This window comes from Desulfonatronum thiodismutans (assembly GCF_000717475.1).
Taxonomy (GTDB): Bacteria; Desulfobacterota; Desulfovibrionia; order Desulfovibrionales; family Desulfonatronaceae; genus Desulfonatronum; species Desulfonatronum thiodismutans.
The window spans coordinates 97613-114819 of sequence record NZ_JPIK01000012.1; the positions used below are offsets into that span (position 1 = coordinate 97613).

16 protein-coding genes are annotated in these 17207 nt (G+C 57.2%); 8 read left to right on the forward strand and 8 right to left on the reverse strand.

Annotated features, from left to right (window positions below; all coding sequences use genetic code 11):
• Window positions 1-191: 191 nt before the first annotated feature.
• Window positions 192-1049 (forward strand): SGNH/GDSL hydrolase family protein, encoded by an 858-nt coding sequence (locus tag GY33_RS19770; RefSeq protein WP_051822456.1) that lies wholly within the window; start codon window positions 192-194, stop codon window positions 1047-1049.
• 87 nt (window positions 1050-1136) lie between these two features.
• On the opposite strand, the gene GY33_RS0108985 is transcribed toward GY33_RS19770, so the two are convergent.
• Window positions 1137-1895, reverse strand: coding sequence for a M48 family metallopeptidase (locus GY33_RS0108985; protein WP_161788458.1), 759 nt, complete (start codon window positions 1893-1895; stop codon window positions 1137-1139).
• Window positions 1896-2094: 199 nt separating this feature from the next.
• On the opposite strand from GY33_RS0108985, the gene GY33_RS0108990 reads away from it, so the two are divergent.
• A complete protein-coding gene (locus GY33_RS0108990) occupies window positions 2095-3903 on the forward strand; it encodes an extracellular solute-binding protein (protein WP_051822458.1) in 1809 nt (602 codons plus the stop codon).
• Window positions 3904-3971: 68 nt separating this feature from the next.
• Window positions 3972-5066: a microcin C ABC transporter permease YejB gene (locus tag GY33_RS0108995; protein ID WP_031387016.1), complete on the forward strand. Its 1095-nt coding sequence runs from the start codon at window positions 3972-3974 to the stop codon at window positions 5064-5066.
• A 43-nt stretch (window positions 5067-5109) separates the two neighbouring features.
• On the opposite strand, the gene GY33_RS0109000 is transcribed toward GY33_RS0108995, so the two are convergent.
• A complete protein-coding gene (locus GY33_RS0109000) occupies window positions 5110-5871 on the reverse strand; it encodes a TrmH family RNA methyltransferase (RefSeq protein ID WP_031387017.1) in 762 nt (253 codons plus the stop codon).
• A 159-nt stretch (window positions 5872-6030) separates the two neighbouring features.
• Between GY33_RS0109000 and GY33_RS0109005 the strand changes: the two genes are divergently transcribed.
• Window positions 6031-7653: a lytic transglycosylase domain-containing protein gene (locus tag GY33_RS0109005; RefSeq protein WP_235185497.1), complete on the forward strand. Its 1623-nt coding sequence runs from the start codon at window positions 6031-6033 to the stop codon at window positions 7651-7653.
• A gap of 26 nt (window positions 7654-7679) precedes the next feature.
• Here GY33_RS0109005 and aroE read toward each other — a convergent pair whose 3' ends face one another.
• The 6 genes from aroE to queA all read right to left on the reverse strand — a co-directional run bounded on the left by aroE (window position 7680) and on the right by queA (window position 12520).
• A complete protein-coding gene (aroE, locus tag GY33_RS0109010) occupies window positions 7680-8519 on the reverse strand; it encodes a shikimate dehydrogenase (protein WP_031387019.1) in 840 nt (279 codons plus the stop codon).
• Between the two features lie 87 nt (window positions 8520-8606).
• The gene (locus GY33_RS0109015; protein ID WP_031387020.1) at window positions 8607-9155 is read right to left on the reverse strand and encodes a 2-oxoacid:acceptor oxidoreductase family protein; all 549 of its coding nucleotides are present in this window, start codon (window positions 9153-9155) and stop codon (window positions 8607-8609) included.
• Window positions 9152-9934 (reverse strand): thiamine pyrophosphate-dependent enzyme, encoded by a 783-nt coding sequence (locus GY33_RS0109020; protein WP_031387021.1) that lies wholly within the window; start codon window positions 9932-9934, stop codon window positions 9152-9154. Before GY33_RS0109020 ends, GY33_RS0109015 begins: the two co-directional genes overlap by 4 nt.
• Window positions 9931-11004, reverse strand: coding sequence for a 3-methyl-2-oxobutanoate dehydrogenase subunit VorB (locus GY33_RS0109025; protein ID WP_031387022.1), 1074 nt, complete (start codon window positions 11002-11004; stop codon window positions 9931-9933). The genes GY33_RS0109020 and GY33_RS0109025 overlap by 4 nt, the downstream gene beginning before the upstream one ends.
• The gene (locus GY33_RS0109030; RefSeq protein ID WP_407637381.1) at window positions 10988-11248 is read right to left on the reverse strand and encodes a 4Fe-4S dicluster domain-containing protein; all 261 of its coding nucleotides are present in this window, start codon (window positions 11246-11248) and stop codon (window positions 10988-10990) included. The genes GY33_RS0109025 and GY33_RS0109030 overlap by 17 nt, the downstream gene beginning before the upstream one ends.
• Before the next feature lie 168 nt (window positions 11249-11416).
• Window positions 11417-12520, reverse strand: coding sequence for a tRNA preQ1(34) S-adenosylmethionine ribosyltransferase-isomerase QueA (queA, locus tag GY33_RS0109035; RefSeq protein WP_407637384.1), 1104 nt, complete (start codon window positions 12518-12520; stop codon window positions 11417-11419).
• Between the two features lie 231 nt (window positions 12521-12751).
• Here queA and GY33_RS0109040 point away from each other — a divergent pair, with 231 nt between their 5' ends.
• The 4 genes from GY33_RS0109040 to GY33_RS0109060 all read left to right on the forward strand — a co-directional run bounded on the left by GY33_RS0109040 (window position 12752) and on the right by GY33_RS0109060 (window position 17195).
• Window positions 12752-13234 (forward strand): hypothetical protein, encoded by a 483-nt coding sequence (locus GY33_RS0109040; RefSeq protein WP_051822459.1) that lies wholly within the window; start codon window positions 12752-12754, stop codon window positions 13232-13234.
• Window positions 13231-14457: a bifunctional phosphopantothenoylcysteine decarboxylase/phosphopantothenate--cysteine ligase CoaBC gene (gene coaBC, locus GY33_RS0109045; protein WP_031387026.1), complete on the forward strand. Its 1227-nt coding sequence runs from the start codon at window positions 13231-13233 to the stop codon at window positions 14455-14457. Before GY33_RS0109040 ends, coaBC begins: the two co-directional genes overlap by 4 nt.
• Before the next feature lie 673 nt (window positions 14458-15130).
• A complete protein-coding gene (locus GY33_RS0109055) occupies window positions 15131-16450 on the forward strand; it encodes an NfeD family protein (RefSeq protein ID WP_035271698.1) in 1320 nt (439 codons plus the stop codon).
• 4 nt (window positions 16451-16454) lie between these two features.
• Window positions 16455-17195: a slipin family protein gene (locus GY33_RS0109060; RefSeq protein ID WP_031387029.1), complete on the forward strand. Its 741-nt coding sequence runs from the start codon at window positions 16455-16457 to the stop codon at window positions 17193-17195.
• Window positions 17196-17207: the final 12 nt, after the last annotated feature.

Here is a 17207-nt window from a genome sequence, read left to right on the forward strand (position 1 = left end):
GTTGACATGGTTGGATCACAGTGACTAACAACTGCCAGCTATTCGTGAACAACCTCGAAACCGAGGGTTTTGTTGCGGAAGCTTCCGTGCCAAGGTTCTCCGCTGAACAGGAAAACACCGGCACGGCGTCGGCAACGTTCCCTGAATGATCTTTATTCCGTGCCCCCTACTGTTCAACGGAGATCACCGTCATGCAACGAGTTTTCATCTTCGCCCTGTTTTTTTTCACTCTGTGTCTCACTCTGGCTCCACAATCATCCCTGGCCTCCGCGGAGCTGCAGTTACACAAATCAAATTTTCAACAGCCGGCATCGCCTCCCGCGCACGACTTCGGCGACAATGACCCCAACGTCATTCTGGCCCTTGGGGACAGCATCACCGAAGGCACCCCGTTCGTCGGGCGTAGTGAAACCTATCCGGCGCATCTGCAGGCCATGCTCGGCAGGACGGTGATCAATGCCGGCGTTGGTGGAGCACGCAGTCGTGACGGTGTTGCCAGGATCAATGGTCTGCTACGGCGCTACAAGCCCGGCTACGTGCTGATCATGTACGGTGCCAACGACGTCATGGAACGATCAGCTGAGGAAATAACGAAAAATTTATTGACCATAGCCAATACGGCAACGGAAAACAAAACAATTCCTATTCTGGCCACGGTCACCCCGGTGGACGGACCGAGAATCGGCAGAAAAAACTTCATTCTCAACCTGAACGAAGTCATCACAACCAAAGCCACTGAATCTGGCTATCTCGTGGCCGATACGGCCACAGCTTTCGGCTGGGAAGGTCAATATCTTCTTTCCGACGGATTGCACCCCAACAGCGCTGGGATGGAAATCCTCGCTCAAACCTATTATGAAAAAATTCTTGAAGCGGAGAACGAAAACGGCGGAGGCGGAGGCGGTGGAGGCGGCTGCACCATTGCCGCTCATGGCCGACTCACCGGGGATTGGCTGATCGTGCTGGCGGGCCTGTTCGCGCTTTTCTTCCTTGGCCGACGTGGCCGAAATCCTCATCCGGCGAAAAACGCCGAGGTGATCACTGGTTAAGCGCAATAGGTAAATGCGCCGGCAGGGCGACCAAACCGACGAGGATGACGCGAATACGCCCGAAAAAGTAGGATTTTCGCCTCCAGGTCAACGACTGGTCAGCCAAGTCGGCATAAGCCGCCAGGCCGTGCGCATTTCCGCGCGGATACACTTGGCTTGCGGCTCGTGCATGGTCAGCAGGGTCCAGAAGTCAGGGCCGTGGTTCATGATTTTTGTGTGGCAGAGTTCGTGGATCAGGACGTAGCGAGTCCAGGAACGGGGGAGGAAGAGCAGTTTGCAGTTCAGGTTGATGCGCCCGTGGCAGGAGCAGCTTCCCCAGCGGCTTCGCTGATCGCGAATCGTGACCCGGGAAAAGGGCATCCGCAGATCACGCGCCAGTTCGGCCAGCCAAGTCGGCAGCACGGCGGCGGCCTTGACGCGAACCCAGGCCCGCAGCGCCTGGGCGCGATCTTCGGCACGGCCGGACTCCGGCCCGCAAACCCGGAGCACGCCTTGGGTCATGACGCGCACCCGGGTCGATGTGGACGCTTGATTCGCGTCCGGGTCGGCATAGCGTACCTCCCAATGTTCGTTAATGGCCGGAAGGTCGATGCATTCCGGCAATACGACCTCCCCGGCTTGGGCGGCGCGTCCCGCTTGCGCGAACCGGTGCAGATGACGGGCGATCCAACGGGACTTGTTCCGGAGCAGCCGCTCCAGGTTTTCGCGTGGCGGAGCCGCCCCGGCTGGCACGATCACCACCATGCCTTCCGCGGCGGACAGCCTGATTCGAATCTTTCTTGCGCGATCGGATTCTTGAATCCGGTATGGACAGGATCGCCCGTCGGCCAGTTCAACGCACTGCATGCGACCGTCATAGCCCAGACCGCCATTGGTGTCATTGCTTGAATTCCGGGCCGTGACTCGAACGGTCCCGCCTCCCTTCGATTCTCTTCCGCCCCCTCTTGCTTCACCATGCTTGGTTCCGTATTCTCCTGGAAAGCGTGACGCGTAGCGAAAGCGCTCCATTTCAACTTCGCCCATCGATCAGCCAAAGCGAGGATCCATGCCCGCAATCCAGCTCCATTTCCGATTTGCCCTGTTCATGTTTTTCTCCCTGCTCCTTTCCGCTCCCTCGCCATCATCGGCGGAACAGCCTTGGCGGCATGGGCTGGCCCTGCACTATGACCTGAAGTACCCGCCGGACTTTACGCACTTCGACTACGTCAACCCCGACGCCCCCAAGGGCGGGGAGTTGCGGCTCGCCGGCATAGGGACCTTCGACAGCCTGAATCCCTTTATTCTGCGCGGCACGCCTCCTCTGGGCATGGGGATGATTTTCGAGACCCTGACGGAACGGTCCCAGGACGAGCCGTTTTCCGAATACGGGCTGATCGCCGAGAGCATGCTGATCCCGGAGGACCACTCCTGGGTGGCCTTTACCTTGCGGGAAGAGGCTCGGTTTCATGACGGTTCGCCCATTACGGTGCAGGACGTGATCTTCACCTTGGAGCTGCTCCAGACCAAGGGCCATCCGTTCTACCGGGCCTATTACGCCAACGTGGTTTCCGCGGAGGAAATCGGTCCCAGACAGGTCCGCTTTTCCTTCGGGGAATCGGTGAACCGGGAGCTGCCGCTGATCATCGGCCAGATGCCCGTTCTGTCCAAAGCCTATTGGCAGGATCGGGATTTTGACCGCACGACCTTGGACATCCCCCTGGGCAGCGGCCCGTACCGCATCGCCCGGGTGGAGCCCGGACGGTCCATCACCTATCAGCGGGTGGAGGACTACTGGGCCGCGGACCTGCCCGTGAACCGCGGCCGGTACAACTTCGACGTGATGCGCTACGACTACTACCGGGACGTGAATGTGGCCCTGGAGGCCTTCAAGGCCGGGCAGTACGACTTCCGGCAGGAAAACGTGGCCCGGAACTGGGCCACGGGGTATGACGGACCGGCCCTGCGTCAGGGCCGGATCGTGATGGCGGAGATTCCCCACGAACTGCCCACGGGCATGCAGGGTTTCGTGTTCAACACCCGCCGCCCCATGTTCCGCGATCCTCTGGTCCGGCAGGCCCTGGCCGAAGTATTCGACTTCGAGTGGTCCAACGCCAACCTTTTCCATGGCGCCTACACCCGGACCGCGAGCTACTTTTCCAATTCCGAACTGGCCTCCGCCGGTCTGCCGCCCCCGGAGGAACTGACGCTGTTGGAGCCTCACCGGGACATCCTGCCGGAGAGTGTTTTCTCCACCGAGTTTCAGCCTTCGGTCACGGACGGGTCCGGGAACATCCGCGAAAATCTGCGCAGGGCTTTGGACCTCTTAGAACAGGCCGGCTGGACCATTTCCGGTCGAGACCGCAAGTTACGCCATGCTTCCGGCGGAGAGGCCCTGGAGTTTGAGATCCTGCTCAACGATTCAATCTTTGAACGGGTTTGCCTGCCCTATGCCCGAAACCTGGAACGGCTGGGCATCACGGCCCGGGTGCGCACCGTGGACGCCACCCAGTACCAGAACCGAATGAACGACTTTGATTTCGACATGACCGTGGGCCTGTTTCCGCAATCCCTGTCGCCGGGCAACGAGCAGCGCGACTTCTGGACCTCCGAGGCGGCCGCGACGCCCGGTTCCCGGAACATCGCCGGGGTCCGTGACCCGGTGGTGGACGAACTGGTGGACCTGGTCATCGCCGCTCCGGATCGGGACAGCCTGGTCACCCGCGCCCGGGCTCTGGACAGGGTTTTGCTCCACGGCCACTACGTGATCCCACACTGGCATTCGCGGGAATTCCGCGTAGCGTATTGGGACAAATTCGCCCGACCGGAAATCAACCCCAGATACGGGCTGGCCTTGGACGCCTGGTGGGAGAAGTAGTCCGCTCCGGAAGAGCCTTGTCAATAATCCCGGAACCATCCTAGCCGCCCCTTGCCGGAAGACCCGCCGTGACCGCCTACATCCTGCGTCGACTGCTGCTCATGATCCCCACGCTGCTGGGAATCATGGTCCTGAACTTCATCATTATCCAGGCCGCGCCCGGGGGTCCGGTGGAACGGGTGATCGCGCAACTGCGCGGCCATGACGTCGCGGCCACGGGGCGCTTCGCCGGCACGGACCGGGGCGAGATGCAGGCCGCCCATCTCTCGGATGCGGATCAATCTCGATATCGCGGGGCTCAGGGCATCGATCCGGAGCTGATCGCGGAACTGGAGCGGATGTACGGGTTTGACCAGCCTCCGGCGGCCCGGTTCGTTCAGATGATCGGCAACTACCTGCGGTTCGACTTCGGACAGAGCTTTTACCGCGACCAAACCGTGGTTTCGCTGATCCTCCAGAAAATGCCCGTGTCCATCTCCCTGGGGCTGTGGACGACCCTGTTGGTCTACGCCATCTCCATCCCCCTGGGGATTCGCAAGGCCGTCCGGGACGGCTCCACCTTTGACGTGGCCACCAGCGCCGTCGTCGTCGTGGGCTACGCCATTCCCGGCTTTTTATTCGCCGTGCTCCTGATCGTCCTGTTCGCCGGAGGCAGTTTTCTGGACCTCTTTCCTCTGCGCGGCCTGACGTCGGAGAATTGGCATGAGCTGAGTTGGCCCATGCGTGTTCTGGATTATTTCTGGCACCTGACCCTGCCCGTAGCGGCCATGGTCATCGGCGGATTCGCCGGTCTGACCATGCTCACCAAGAACTCCTTCCTGGAAGAGATCAACAAGCAGTACGTGACCACGGCCCGCTCCAAGGGCCTCGCGGAGCGACGGGTGCTCTACGGCCACGTGTTCCGCAACGCCATGCTCATCGTGGTCGCCGGTTTTCCCAGCGCCTTTATCGGGATTCTGTTCACCAGCGCCTTGCTCATTGAGGTGATCTTCTCCCTGGACGGACTCGGCCTGCTGGGCTTCGAGGCGGCCATCAACCGGGACTATCCGGTGATGTTTGGAACCCTGTACATCTTCACCTTGCTGGGGCTGCTGCTCAACCTGATCGGCGACTTGATGTACACGCTGATCGATCCGCGCATCGACTTCGAGTCACGAGGATGATCCCCGCCTGGTCAGTTCAACCTCTGGTCAACCCAGCACCCGATCAACTCGGCATGTTGGCGCGGGCGAACATGACCAGGGCCATGGCCCCGGCCTGAGCTACGTTCAGCGATTGCATCTCTCCCGGCATGGGGATGAACAGCTTGTGGTCGCACCTTTTGAGGACGTTTGGCCGAATGCCCTTGTCCTCGTTGCCCAGCACCAGCACGGCTGGGAAGGTCGGGGTGAATGAGAACAGATTTTCCGCGTCGCCGCCGACCACCGTGCCGTACACCGTGCAGCCTTGGTCCATGCAGTATTCCAGGCTTCTGGCCAGGTTGGTAACTTGGGCGATGGGCAGGCGGTTCAACGCTCCGGCGCTGGCTTTGGCGGCCACGGCTCCGGGAAACGCGGTTCTGTTCTTGGGCAGGATGATTCCCGCCCCACCCAGGGCGACCATGGACCTGGCCAAGGTCCCTAGGTTTCCGGGGTCCTGGACCTGGTCCAAGGCAAGGACCAAGGGCAGGGGAGCCGTCGCGGCCCGCTCCAGGACCGCGGCCATATTCGTGAAGCCCGGTTGAAAAATCCGGGCCAGCACGCCCTGATGGTTCCCGGGGTGAATACGTCGCATCTCCGCGTCAGTGACCTTGCGATAGCGGACCTTTTGGCTCTTGCAGACGTCCACGATGCGTTCCAAGGCATACGATCTGACGCCGTCCTGAATATATACAACGTCCACCTGTTCAGGTTTGGAAAACAAAACTTCTTGAACAGGCTTGCGCCCCACAGTCCAACAGCCTTGATCCTCGTCGATATCATGACTCATCTTGCCACTCTGCTCTCTTTTTGGAATTTTATCTTGCATTTCAGTATGTTTTTCGTTAAACGACCACGGAGTTAACAACTCGGTCAACAAATCTTCTCGAAATATCAATGAGATCGCTCACCCGTATCCCCTCATGAGCCCCATGCCCATGGAGACCACATGAACATCCGATTGTCTTTTCTCGTTTTGATGACGTTATTGCTACTGTCCGCCTGCGCGGCCCATCAGAAACCGTCTTCCCATACAGCTCTGCCCGACGGGGGCAAAGATGCTCGAATAGCCGCCGAAGGACAACCCGGCGCATCGATTTTGCTCGATGGGGAAGAACACCTTTCACTCCTCGACCCTCCTCTGGATGCCTACGGACGAATCGACGTGGATACCGACTCCCCGCTGACGGACGCAGAGAAAAAAGCTTTGGAATCGCCTTTGGAGTTCGAATTTGTCCTGGATATTCAGGAGACCAGGGAAGTAGAACGCTTTTTCCGCTATTTCACTCATGAGGGTCGTGAGCGTTTCGAAATGTGGCTGAAGCGATCCGAACAGTTTCTCCCAGAGGTACGCGACATTTTCGCCGAATACGGTCTGCCTCATGACTTGATCTATCTTCCGTTCCTGGAAAGCGGCTACAACCCCATGGCCTATTCCCGTGCCGGTGCCGGCGGCATGTGGCAATTCATGCCCAGGACTGGTCAATCCTTCGGAATGACCTTTGATTGGTGGCTCGATCAACGCCGCGACCCCCGGATGTCCACCCATGGCGCCGCCGCTTACCTCTCCCGACTGTACGACATGTTTGGGGACTGGAATCTGGCCCTGGCCGCCTACAACGCTGGGGAAGGGCGTATTTCCAGAGCCATGCAGCGCAGCGGAACGGACAACTACTTCGACCTGGCCGCCATTAACAACCTTCTGGCTCTGGAAACACGGCACTACGTACCCAAGTTCATGGCCATATTGAAAATTATCCAGAATCTTGAGGAACTGGGCTTTGATCCCATTGACTGGGGCAACACCCCAAAACTGGCGGAAATCGAGATTAAAGGCGGAACGGATCTCGTAGCTCTGGCCAATTCCTGCGGCATGGACTGGGACGCATTTCGCCAACTTAATCCCGCATTTCGACGTCAAGTGAGCCCTCCGGGCATGAATCTGACCATCTTCGTCCCCGAAGACAAACAGGCAACCGTGCAGGCCTACCTGAAAAAGCCCGCCGCGGCTCCGTTTTCAGGCTTTCAGCGCTACCAAGTCCGCCGTGGCGACTCCTGGTACGCCCTATCCTCCCGTTTCGACACGCCCATCAACGTCCTGAAGCGCATCAACAACAGAACCAGCAACACGCTACGCATCGGCGAATCCGTGATGGTTCCCGCATCCCCAGCAGCAGTGGCCGCTGCTCAGCAAACCGGCGGAGCCTCCGCGACCCAGCAACGGGCCAGCCAGCGCGCCAACCATGTGGTCCAGTCGGGAGATACGTTGTGGAGCCTGTCCAGGCGACACGGGGTTACGGTTCAAACCCTGGCCCAGGCTAACGGCATAACGACCGGCTCCACATTGCGCGTCGGACAGCGACTGTACATTCCCCAGATCGACCGCTCAGGAACTCGGACGGCGTCGTCCACGACCAATGTTGTCCAGTACCGTGTCCGCAGCGGCGACACCTTGTGGCGCATAGCCCAGCGTTATGGCGTGACAACCAACAACCTGGTCGCATGGAACAAGCTGCCGAGCAACGGGCTGATCCGCCCTGGTGACAACCTCAAGATTTACGTTACACAGTAACGCGGGGCGAGCCGATTGGCTCGATACTATCCGACCTCGCCAAGAGCGGATGAAAGCAACTCCCGAACGGGTTCGTTCGGGAGTTCTTTTTTGGTCCAGAGCCGAAACTGTCCCTGGGCCTGGGCGATGAACATCTCCAGCCCGCCGAGGAACGGAATCCCGCTTTCCTTGGCTTGGCGGAGAAAACAGGTCTCACGTGGATTGTAGATCAGGTCGTAGGCGATGCGAATATTGGACATTTTGCCGGGCCAAGGGCTCATTTCCTCAAACTTGCCGGACATGCCCAACGGAGTGGCGTTGACTAGCAGGTCTGCGCTCCATTGCCCGCGTTCTTCCCAGGGAAGCCCTTCGCAGCCCGCCTCTCGGGCCAGGGCTTTGGTCTTTTCCGGACTCCGTCCGCAAACCGTGACGCGTTTAACGCCGATCCGTTTCAAACCCCAGACCGCGGCTCTGGACACCCCCCCGACGCCAAGGATCAGCGCCGTCCTGATCCGGCTCCGCATGGCCGTCAATGGTTCCAGGAAGCCCTGGACATCCGTGTTGTCCCCCCAGAGTTCCCCGTCGCGCCAGAACAACGTATTCACGGCTCCGGCGCGCATCGCGTCGGCGGTCAGTCCGTCCAGGTACGGCATGATCGCGCGCTTATGAGGGATGGTCACGCTGGCCCCATGGATCGGTAAAGACCGTAGGGCCGCGACGAATTCCGGCAGCCTGTCGGTCGGCATCGGCCATCGACAATAAACAGCCCCCAAATTGTAGTGTTGGAAGCCCCAGTTGTGGAGCAGCGGGCTCAAGCTGTGCCCCAACGGATGCCCGATAATTCCGTAGAGTCGCTCAGGGATGAAGATCGGCTTGATTGCAATCATGGCGGAGAAGTAGGGGCGGGTTTGAAACCCGCCCCTCCTGAAGGTAGAAAACCAATATCCAGCAGTTGGGAGTTTTTCAACGAACCGTCAGCCCTTGACCGCGTCGGCCCCGGCCTGAATCGCCTGTTCGTTGGCGGGAATCATTTTCGCGTAGTTCGGGGAAATGACCTTCTTCAGACTGGCTTTGAGCACGTCCAGCGGCACGACGCCGGTCAGTTGAACGTACGCACCGATGGCCACCATGTTGGCCATCTTGGTATTGCCGAGACCATCCGCGATCTCGTTGGCCGGTACGCCCACGGCCCGGACCCGCGCCGTGTCGGCAAGCCCCATGTCCACCAGGGAGGAGTTGACCACAACGATGCCTTTGTCCTGGACCCGGGGCTGAAACTTGTCCAGCGACGGGCGGTTCATGGCGATCAACGACTTGGGCCGATGAATGATCGGCGAGCCGATGTCCTCCTTGGAGACGACCACGGTGCAGTTCGCCGTGCCGCCGCGCATTTCCGGTCCATAGACCGGCAGGTAGGTCACGTTGAGCCCGTCTTCCATGGCCGCGTAGGCCAGAAGCGTTCCGATCAACATGACCCCTTGACCGCCGAATCCGGCCACGATGACGTCTTGATATCCGCTCATCCTTCCACCTCCGTACCTTCAGCGGTTTGCTCCCACATGAGATCCTTGTACGTTCCCAAAGGGAAGTAGGGGATGAGTTCCTCGGCAATGCGCTTGTTGGCCTGCACCGGGGTCATTTTCCAGTTGGTGGGGCAGGTGGCCAGGATTTCCACGAACCCCAGGCCAAGGTTGTTCTGGGGCGCTTCAAAAGCCTTGCGCACGGCCTTTTTTGCCGCCCGAACGTTTTTGACCGAGTCCACGGCCACCCGAGCCGCGTAGGCGGTCCCGCCTAAAGAAGCGATGATTTCGGTCATCTTGATCGGCTCGCCCTCGTTGTCCGCGCACCGTCCGCCGGGACAGGTGGTGGTCCGTTGGCCGACCATGGTTGTGGGGGCCATCTGGCCTCCGGTCATGCCGTATACCGTATTGTTCACGAAGATGATGGTCACCCGTTCTCCGCGGTTGGCGCAGTGCATGGTTTCGGCCATGCCGATGGAGGCAAGGTCCCCGTCGCCCTGATAGGTGAACACCGCCGCCTCGGGTCGGGCGCGCTTGACGCCGGTGGCCACGGCCGGGGCGCGTCCATGGGGCGCTTCTACACAGTCCACTTTCAGGTAGTTGTAGATGAACACCGAACATCCGATGGAGCCGATGCAGATGGCTTTTTCGGACAGCGCCAGCTCGTCCAGGCACTCCGCGACCAGGCGTTGGGCCACGCCGTGTTGACAGCCCGGACAGTAGTGGGTCGGAACGTCCGCCAGTACGCCGGGCAAGGTGAAGGCCGCCTTACCGTTTTTCATGAGTTCACCCCCAATGCCGCAAGGATGGGTTGTTCAAAGTCTTCCGGGGTCGGCAGATTGCCGGGCATATGGCCGTAAAAATCCGAATCCGCGTGCTTTCTGACGGCCAGACGGACATCGTCCACCATTTGCCCCAAATTGTGTTCGATGGTCAGGAACCGCTTGCCCACTGCGGCCAGCTTGTCCAATTCCCGGCTGGGAAATGGAAACAAGGTGATGGGTCGATGCAGGCCGACTTTTTTGCCGGACGCCCGCAATTTGCGGATAGTGCTTTTGGCAATGCGACCGATGGAGCCGAAGGCGACCACGATCAACTCTGCGTCGTCCACGAGGAAGTTTTCGAAAAGTACGTCTTTTTCCATGGAGGCGTACTTGTCTCGCAGGTGCAGGTTATGTCCGGCCAATGCACCGTCGGTCAGGTGCAACGACTTCAGCAGTCGAGGGTCGCGTTGCCCCTTGCCAGTCAGGTTCCACCCCAGATCCGGGCTCTTGTTTCCCGTATCTTTGGGGTTACCCAGCGTAACGGGCTCCATCATTTGACCGATGATGGCGTCGCCGAGAAGCATCACGGGATTGCGGTAGGTAAAGGCCAAATCAAAGGCCTTGCCGATCAGATCGTAAGCCTCCTGCACCGTGCCGGGCGCCAGGACGAGCTGTCGGTAGTCCCCGTGCCCACCGCCTTTGACGGCTTGATAATAATCGCCCTGGGACGGACCTATATCGCCCAATCCAGGTCCGCCGCGGCTGATGTTCACGATCACGGCGGGCAGCTCCGTGCCGCCCATGTAGGAGATGGCCTCCTGCTTCAGCGAGATTCCGGGGCTCGACGACGAGGTCATGGCCCTCACCCCGCAGGCCGCCGCGCCCAAGAGCATATTGGCCGCGGCCACTTCGCTTTCCGCCTGCACGAACACGCGCCCGAGGTTGGGCATGACCTTGGACATGTATTCCGGGATATCGTTCTGCGGCGTGATGGGATAGCCGAAAAAACACTGACATCCGGCATCCACGGCGCCGCGACAAATGGCCTCGTTGCCTTTGATCAAGACTCGTTCACCCGGCGTGGACATCTGCAGTCTCTCCTTTCTTTGCTTTTGCCGGTTTGCGCCATACGGATACGGCATAGTCCGGACAGATCAGCGCACACGCCGCGCAGCTCGTACACTCTTCCACCACCTCGTCGCGCACCTCCACGACCTTGTAACCGGACGTGTTGAATCGCGAGGACATGGTGATGATTTCCTTGGGACAAACCGTCATGCACAGAGCGCAGCCCTTGCACCGGTCTTCCCGAAACTCAACTGGTCGCATCATTTTTCCTCCAGGTCGGACCTCTGAACATATTCCGTCGGTAGAGACGGCTTTCCAGCATTTACGCGAACCGAAGCGGATTGAAAAGTCGCCTTGAAAACTTTCTTCACCGCATTTTCGGCTTGCGGTCCAATTTTCGTCGTTTTCGACAAAGTCGCCGTCCGCGAAACATCATGGACGAATGAACATCGCGTCACCGTATGAAAAAAAACGAAACCCTTCGGCTACGGCCCTTCGGTAGGCGGCCAAAATTCGTTCTCGACCGGCAAAGGCGCTGACCAATACCAGTAAACTGGATTTCGGAAGATGGAAGTTGGTGATCAACCCGTCCACAACCTGAAACGTGAACCCCGGGCAGATGTACGTGTCCAACCAACCCTCAAACGGTTCCACCCCGCCCTGGATGGCGGCGACGCCCTCCAGGGTGCGCATGCTCGTGGTTCCCACGGCGACGACCGCCCGGCCTTCCTGTTTAGCCCGACGGACCGCCTCCGCGACGCCTTGGGTGATTTTCACGTATTCGCCGTGCATCCGGTGGTCACGGATATCGTCGCAGCGGATCGGGCTGAACGTGCCGTATCCGACATAGAGCGTCACTTCGGCCCACTCATGCCCGGCCTGGATCAGCTTGTCGCGCAACAACGGAGTGAAGTGCAGCCCGGCCGTCGGAGCCGCGATGGAACCGGCTTCCTGTTCGTCGGCGTAGACGGTTTGGTATCGCTCCAGGTCTCGTTGGTCCGATGGGCGGCGAATGTAGGGGGGGAGAGGGATTTCTCCGGAAGTTCGGAGAATTTTTTCCAGGACCAGCTCGGACGGCCAGCTCAATTCGACTTTGGTTTGCCCGAATTCACCTTTTTCCAATACTCTTGCCTGAATTTCGCTGAATTGAAACACTTTGCCGACCTTGGCTTTTTTAGCCGGGCGAAGCAGCACGTCGCTCGCCACCATGGATTTCCGTCTCTCGGTCCGTTGGGCGCGTCGCAAAAGATTGAGCGGCGTCAGGAGGAGCATTTCCATGCCGCCTCCATGTTCCCCCACTGTTCGAAGCCGTCCCGGTACTACGCGGGAATTATTGACCACGATCAGTGAACGTCGCGGAAGGTGGTCCAGGATATCTTCGAATACACCCACCTCCGGAGAGTCATCGCCCTTTCCCGTGATCAAAAGACGCGATCCATCGCGGGTTTGTGGCGGATTTTGGGCGATCAACGTCTCCGGTAGGTGGTAGTCGTATGCATCGAGGCAAAACCTCGATGGGATGTCTTTGGATTTCAGTTCATGAGTCATTAGCTCTTGAGTCCCAGGTTTACTTGGTCTACGATGAAAAACAAAAGAGAATCAGCTATTGAAGCGCAAGAAGCGCTCCCCGCGCACCGAGCACATTTCAAATAATGTAGGCTTTTGGGGGAGTCGCTATTTTCGGAAAACTAACTTCTTTTGTCGTCGATCCATTCTTTGCTTTAGGCACGTCAACCTCACTCGATCAACACTTTTAAGGAGATCACAATGAACACCGCCACCCGCATACTACTTGCTTGTCTCTTGCTCTTTGTCGCTTCCTGCGCTTCCAAGCAGCACGGTGGGAACGGCGATCCCACTGATCCAACCGTCACTCCGTCCGGTCCGGCAAATTATTATTATGATTTCGATGACATCCTCGTACCTCGGGACATGAAGCTGGTCCCGCGTTCTTCTTTCGTCCTGGAAACCCCGGGAGTAAAGGCCGGGATGCTCGTTTTCAAGGGGCGTATCGATCCGGTTTCCCTGACGACCTTTTTTACCAACAACATGCTCAAGGACGGATGGCACATGAGCAGTGCGTTCCGATATCAACGAACCATCATGGTTTTCACCAAGCCGGATCGGGACTGCATAATCAACATTCATGACGGACGCTTTTCCACGCAGATGGAAATATGGATCGCCCCCAAAGCGCCTTCCAGCGCACCCGCGTCGACTTTACGCCAGGAACGCACGCTGATCCAATGACCCATCCCCACACCGATTTCATCGGCTTTTCTGGAAAACGCCTGCAACTGGGCGTCACCGGTAGCGTCTCCGCTTTTCGAGCCGTGGACGTCATGCGTCGCCTTCAGCGCGCCGATATCCAGGTCGGGGTTACTTTAACCGCTGCGGCCCAGGAGTTCGTCAGGCCCTTGCAGTTTCGGTCCTTGACTTCGGGACCGGTCTATGAAGGACTTTTTGATTCGAATCAAGCCGAGTACGCCCACCTTGAGCCGGCTCAGAATGCCCATCTGTTTCTCATCGCACCATCCACGGCTAATACCTTGGCAAAACATACGGGCGGGATCGGAGACGATCTGCTCAGCTCGCAACTGTTCTCCTTCAAAGGCCCCATCATTCACGCTCCGGCTATGAATCCTCGGATTTGGACTTCCCTGGCCGTTCAGAGCAATGTATCCAAGCTGAAGGAACGGGGGATCGGAATTGTTCCTCCGGATACGGGGTTGATGGCGTGCGGTGAAACCGGGGAAGGGCGTTTGGCCGAAGTTGAGGAGATTTTCTTATATGCCCTCAAGGGCCTGCTCCCCCAGGAACTCGCCGGACAGAGGTTCCTCGTCAACCTGGGGCCGACTCGTGAATATTGGGATCCGGTCCGAGTAGTTACAAACGACTCCTCCGGGACAATGGGCGCATCCATCGCATTGGCCGCCTGGCTGCACGGCGCCGAAGTCTCGGTAGTTAGGGGGCCGACCCCATATCTCTGGTTGCCTCGCTTTCTTCCAACGGTTGACGTAACCTCCGCCAAAGAAATGCACCAAGCATGTCTCGATCTCGCGGCTGGAATGGACATCATTTGCTTGACCGCGGCTGTTTGCGATTATCGTCCCGTCGCCGTGCAAAAAAACAAAGCAAAAAAAACCTCTCTGGGCGAGCGTATCACCTTAGAACTCGAACAGAATCCCGACATCTTGGCGGACATCGGGAGAGCTCGCAAGCCCTCCCAGTACATAATCGGCTTCGCTGCGGAGACGGATGACATCCTTCGTCACGCCCAAGATAAACTTCATGAGAAACACCTCGACCTGATCGTGGCCAATTCCGTTACTCATCCAGGCAGCGGATTCGGGACCTCTACGAATCAGGTTCACCTCATCAGCCGTTGCGGCCGAAGAGAGTCCTGGCCTCTCTTGGCGAAAACTGAAGTCGCGATGCGCATCATTGAATGGTTTCTTGACCATTCGGCCTGATCGACCATGGACGAGCGAACCCGGCTTTGGCAAGAAATCGGTTTGCGATTCGTGTTCCGAACGCCGCGCATCGCTTCCGCACTGGTCGATGTAAACTCTTGCTATACTTCATTTATATCGCCTCAACCAGTATTATCCTGGAGCATCGACCCAGACCATCCTTATCCTGAACCTCTCATGTTCTACAGGCGAAAGCTCAGCCCTCCCATCACCGCGTTCATAACCTATATAAATTTGGACCATGACTTTCGAGGATTGCCCAACGAATCCCGTATACGTTTACTTCACGCAATCATCGACAAAGCTATGCCCTGGTCCCTTGAAGATGTGGCTTTTTGGCCTCCGGCCGTGTACGCTTCCACTCCTGTTCCCCATGAGGATTTAGAGGTGGCCTTTCTCCGCGTAATTACAGACTTCAGTCCGAAATACATCCTTGATTTCGGCGGTTGCGTCGAGTCTTTATTTCCCGACCGTTTACATTCCGTGCTTCATAGGCCCACCAACTCAGCTTTACCCAAGTATGTTCTCCTCCCAAGTCTTGATGACATGCTACCCGATAATAAGCCTGTTAAAAAAGCTGCTTGGGAGATCATCCGACACTTGAACTCCTGAATTCTTATATTTACTCTCATATTAGCATTTAACGACGATTTCTTACCTAAGCGAGACCCTTATGAGACATGCGCTCTTATTCTACGTAATCTTAGTATCGTTTATTCTGTTTCTTGCCGCTCCTGTTTCGGCCAATGATCGTTTTCCAGTCCATGTTCTGAAGATTCAGGGTTCCATCAATCCCGCTCAACAAGATCTTCTCGATGAAGCAATAAACCATGCATTCAAGGAACAAGCCCAGCTCTTCGTTCTTCAACTCGACACGCCGGGAGGTCTTGGAGAAACTACCAGGAACATGGTCAAACAGATTCTGAATGCTCCCTTGCCCGTGGCCATCTGGGTTGGTCCTGACGGTTCACGGGCTGCCTCGGCTGGGGTTTTTCTCGTCGCCGCGTCAGCTATTGCCGGGATGAGCCCCAATTCCAACATCGGCTCCGCTCGGCCCGTTGGTGTCGGAGGAGAGGATATTCCTGAGGCTATGGCTGAAAAAATACTCAATGATTTCCTGAGTTTAGTACGCGCATCAGCTCAGAGTCGCGGGAGAAACGTCGAGTGGTACATTAGCGCTGTGAAAGAAAGCGCCAATCTGACTGGAACGGAAGCCGCCATGTTACGCGTGGTCGACCTTGTTGCGGTCAGTGTACCGGACTTCATAGAGCAGATCGGCATTCGAGGCTTTGAATGGCAAAACGAACGAATCTATTTCAACATTACCGATGTTGCTGTTGTCGACTTTGAACCAGGCCTTTGGTATTCTATTCTTTCCTGGATACTTGACCCCCAAATCGCCTATTTTTTGCTCATGGGAGGATTGGCTGGGATTTTTTTCGAACTGACCAACCCAGGCGCGATTTTCCCAGGCGTTCTCGGTGGCCTTTGCCTGCTTCTGGGGTTGTACGCGTTATCCATTTTGCCGACTAATGTTGCCGGCCTTTTGCTGATCCTTTTTGGCCTGATGCTTTTTGGACTTGAATTGATGATCTCCAGCTTCGGTCTCCTAAGTTTGGCCGCCGTGATTTCCATTTTTTTCGGGTCGGTGATTTTGTTTCGGTTTGAATACGGGATTGGAGGAGTCCCTATGCCCAGCATCATCGTAACGACCATAGGCATTTCCGCGTTTGTCGGGTTCTGTTTGTATTTGGTCGCCAAAGCCCATCGTAACAAGCCCTTCAGCGGGCCACACCAATTGATTGGGCAGACCGCGAAAGTCAAACACTGGTCTAAGGACCATGGCGTCGTCCACCTGCAGGGGGAATCTTGGACTGCCCTCAGCGACTCACCCTTATCACTTCAACCCGACGACGTTGTCTCTGTTTCCAACGTCGACGGACTTGTTCTTCACGTTATCCCAACGTCAACACACAACATGTCAGGAGGATGATTTCATGGGTGCTTTTTCTTCTTTTCTCCCGTTACTGCTCATTGTTGCTTTTTTTCTTTTCTCCGCGATTCGCATTCTTAATGAGTATGAACGTGGGGTCATTTTCCGATTAGGCCGGTATGTCGCGACAAAGGGACCCGGCTTGATCATTTTGATTCCTCTATTAGACAAGATGGTCAAAACGAGTCTGCGTACCGTTGCCATGGACGTGCCTCATCAGGATGTCATCACCAAAGACAACGTGAGTATTAAGGTCAATGCCGTCATCTACTTTCGTGTCATCGAACCATCCAAATCCGTTTTGGCCATTGAGGACTTCCTTTTCGCAACCTCTCAGCTTTCCCAAACGACTTTGCGCAGTGTCTGCGGCGCCGTTGAACTCGATCAGATTTTATCCCAGCGTGAAGAAGTGAACATGCAAATTCAATCCATCCTGGATGCCCAAACAGACGCATGGGGCATCAAGGTCTCCGGTGTTGAGTTGAAGCACGTCGACCTGCCTACGGAAATGCAGCGAGCCATGGCCAAGCAGGCAGAAGCTGAACGAGAACGTCGCGCCAAAATCATTAACGCTGAAGGTGAGTTTCAAGCAGCAGAAAGGTTGACACAAGCTGCTGAGATCATCTCGCGCAACCCTGAAGCCCTTTCCTTGCGCTACCTGCAAACCATGCGAGAAATGGCATCATCCGGACAAGCAACTATCCTGCCTATTCCTCTTGACTTTTTAAGACTGAATCGTCCATAGACAAAAAACAAC

Bases quoted from the DNA above. Each gene is read 5' to 3' on its own strand.
- aroE (WP_031387019.1), bottom strand. From the start codon at position 8,519: ATGATTGCAATCAAGCCGATCTTCATCCCTGAGCGACTCTACGGAATT.
- GY33_RS0109060 (WP_031387029.1), top strand. From the start codon at position 16,455: ATGGGTGCTTTTTCTTCTTTTCTCCCGTTACTGCTCATTGTTGCTTTT.
- GY33_RS19770 (WP_051822456.1), top strand. From the start codon at position 192: ATGCAACGAGTTTTCATCTTCGCCCTGTTTTTTTTCACTCTGTGTCTC.
- GY33_RS0108985 (WP_161788458.1), bottom strand. From the start codon at position 1,895: ATGCAGTGCGTTGAACTGGCCGACGGGCGATCCTGTCCATACCGGATT.
- GY33_RS0109020 (WP_031387021.1), bottom strand. From the start codon at position 9,934: ATGAAAAACGGTAAGGCGGCCTTCACCTTGCCCGGCGTACTGGCGGAC.
- GY33_RS0109030 (WP_407637381.1), bottom strand. From the start codon at position 11,248: ATGATGCGACCAGTTGAGTTTCGGGAAGACCGGTGCAAGGGCTGCGCT.
- GY33_RS0109015 (WP_031387020.1), bottom strand. From the start codon at position 9,155: ATGAGCGGATATCAAGACGTCATCGTGGCCGGATTCGGCGGTCAAGGG.
- GY33_RS0109000 (WP_031387017.1), bottom strand. From the start codon at position 5,871: ATGAGTCATGATATCGACGAGGATCAAGGCTGTTGGACTGTGGGGCGC.
- coaBC (WP_031387026.1), top strand. From the start codon at position 13,231: ATGACCCATCCCCACACCGATTTCATCGGCTTTTCTGGAAAACGCCTG.
- GY33_RS0109005 (WP_235185497.1), top strand. From the start codon at position 6,031: ATGAACATCCGATTGTCTTTTCTCGTTTTGATGACGTTATTGCTACTG.
- GY33_RS0108990 (WP_051822458.1), top strand. From the start codon at position 2,095: ATGCCCGCAATCCAGCTCCATTTCCGATTTGCCCTGTTCATGTTTTTC.
- GY33_RS0109055 (WP_035271698.1), top strand. From the start codon at position 15,131: ATGAGACATGCGCTCTTATTCTACGTAATCTTAGTATCGTTTATTCTG.
- GY33_RS0109025 (WP_031387022.1), bottom strand. From the start codon at position 11,004: ATGTCCACGCCGGGTGAACGAGTCTTGATCAAAGGCAACGAGGCCATT.
- GY33_RS0109040 (WP_051822459.1), top strand. From the start codon at position 12,752: ATGAACACCGCCACCCGCATACTACTTGCTTGTCTCTTGCTCTTTGTC.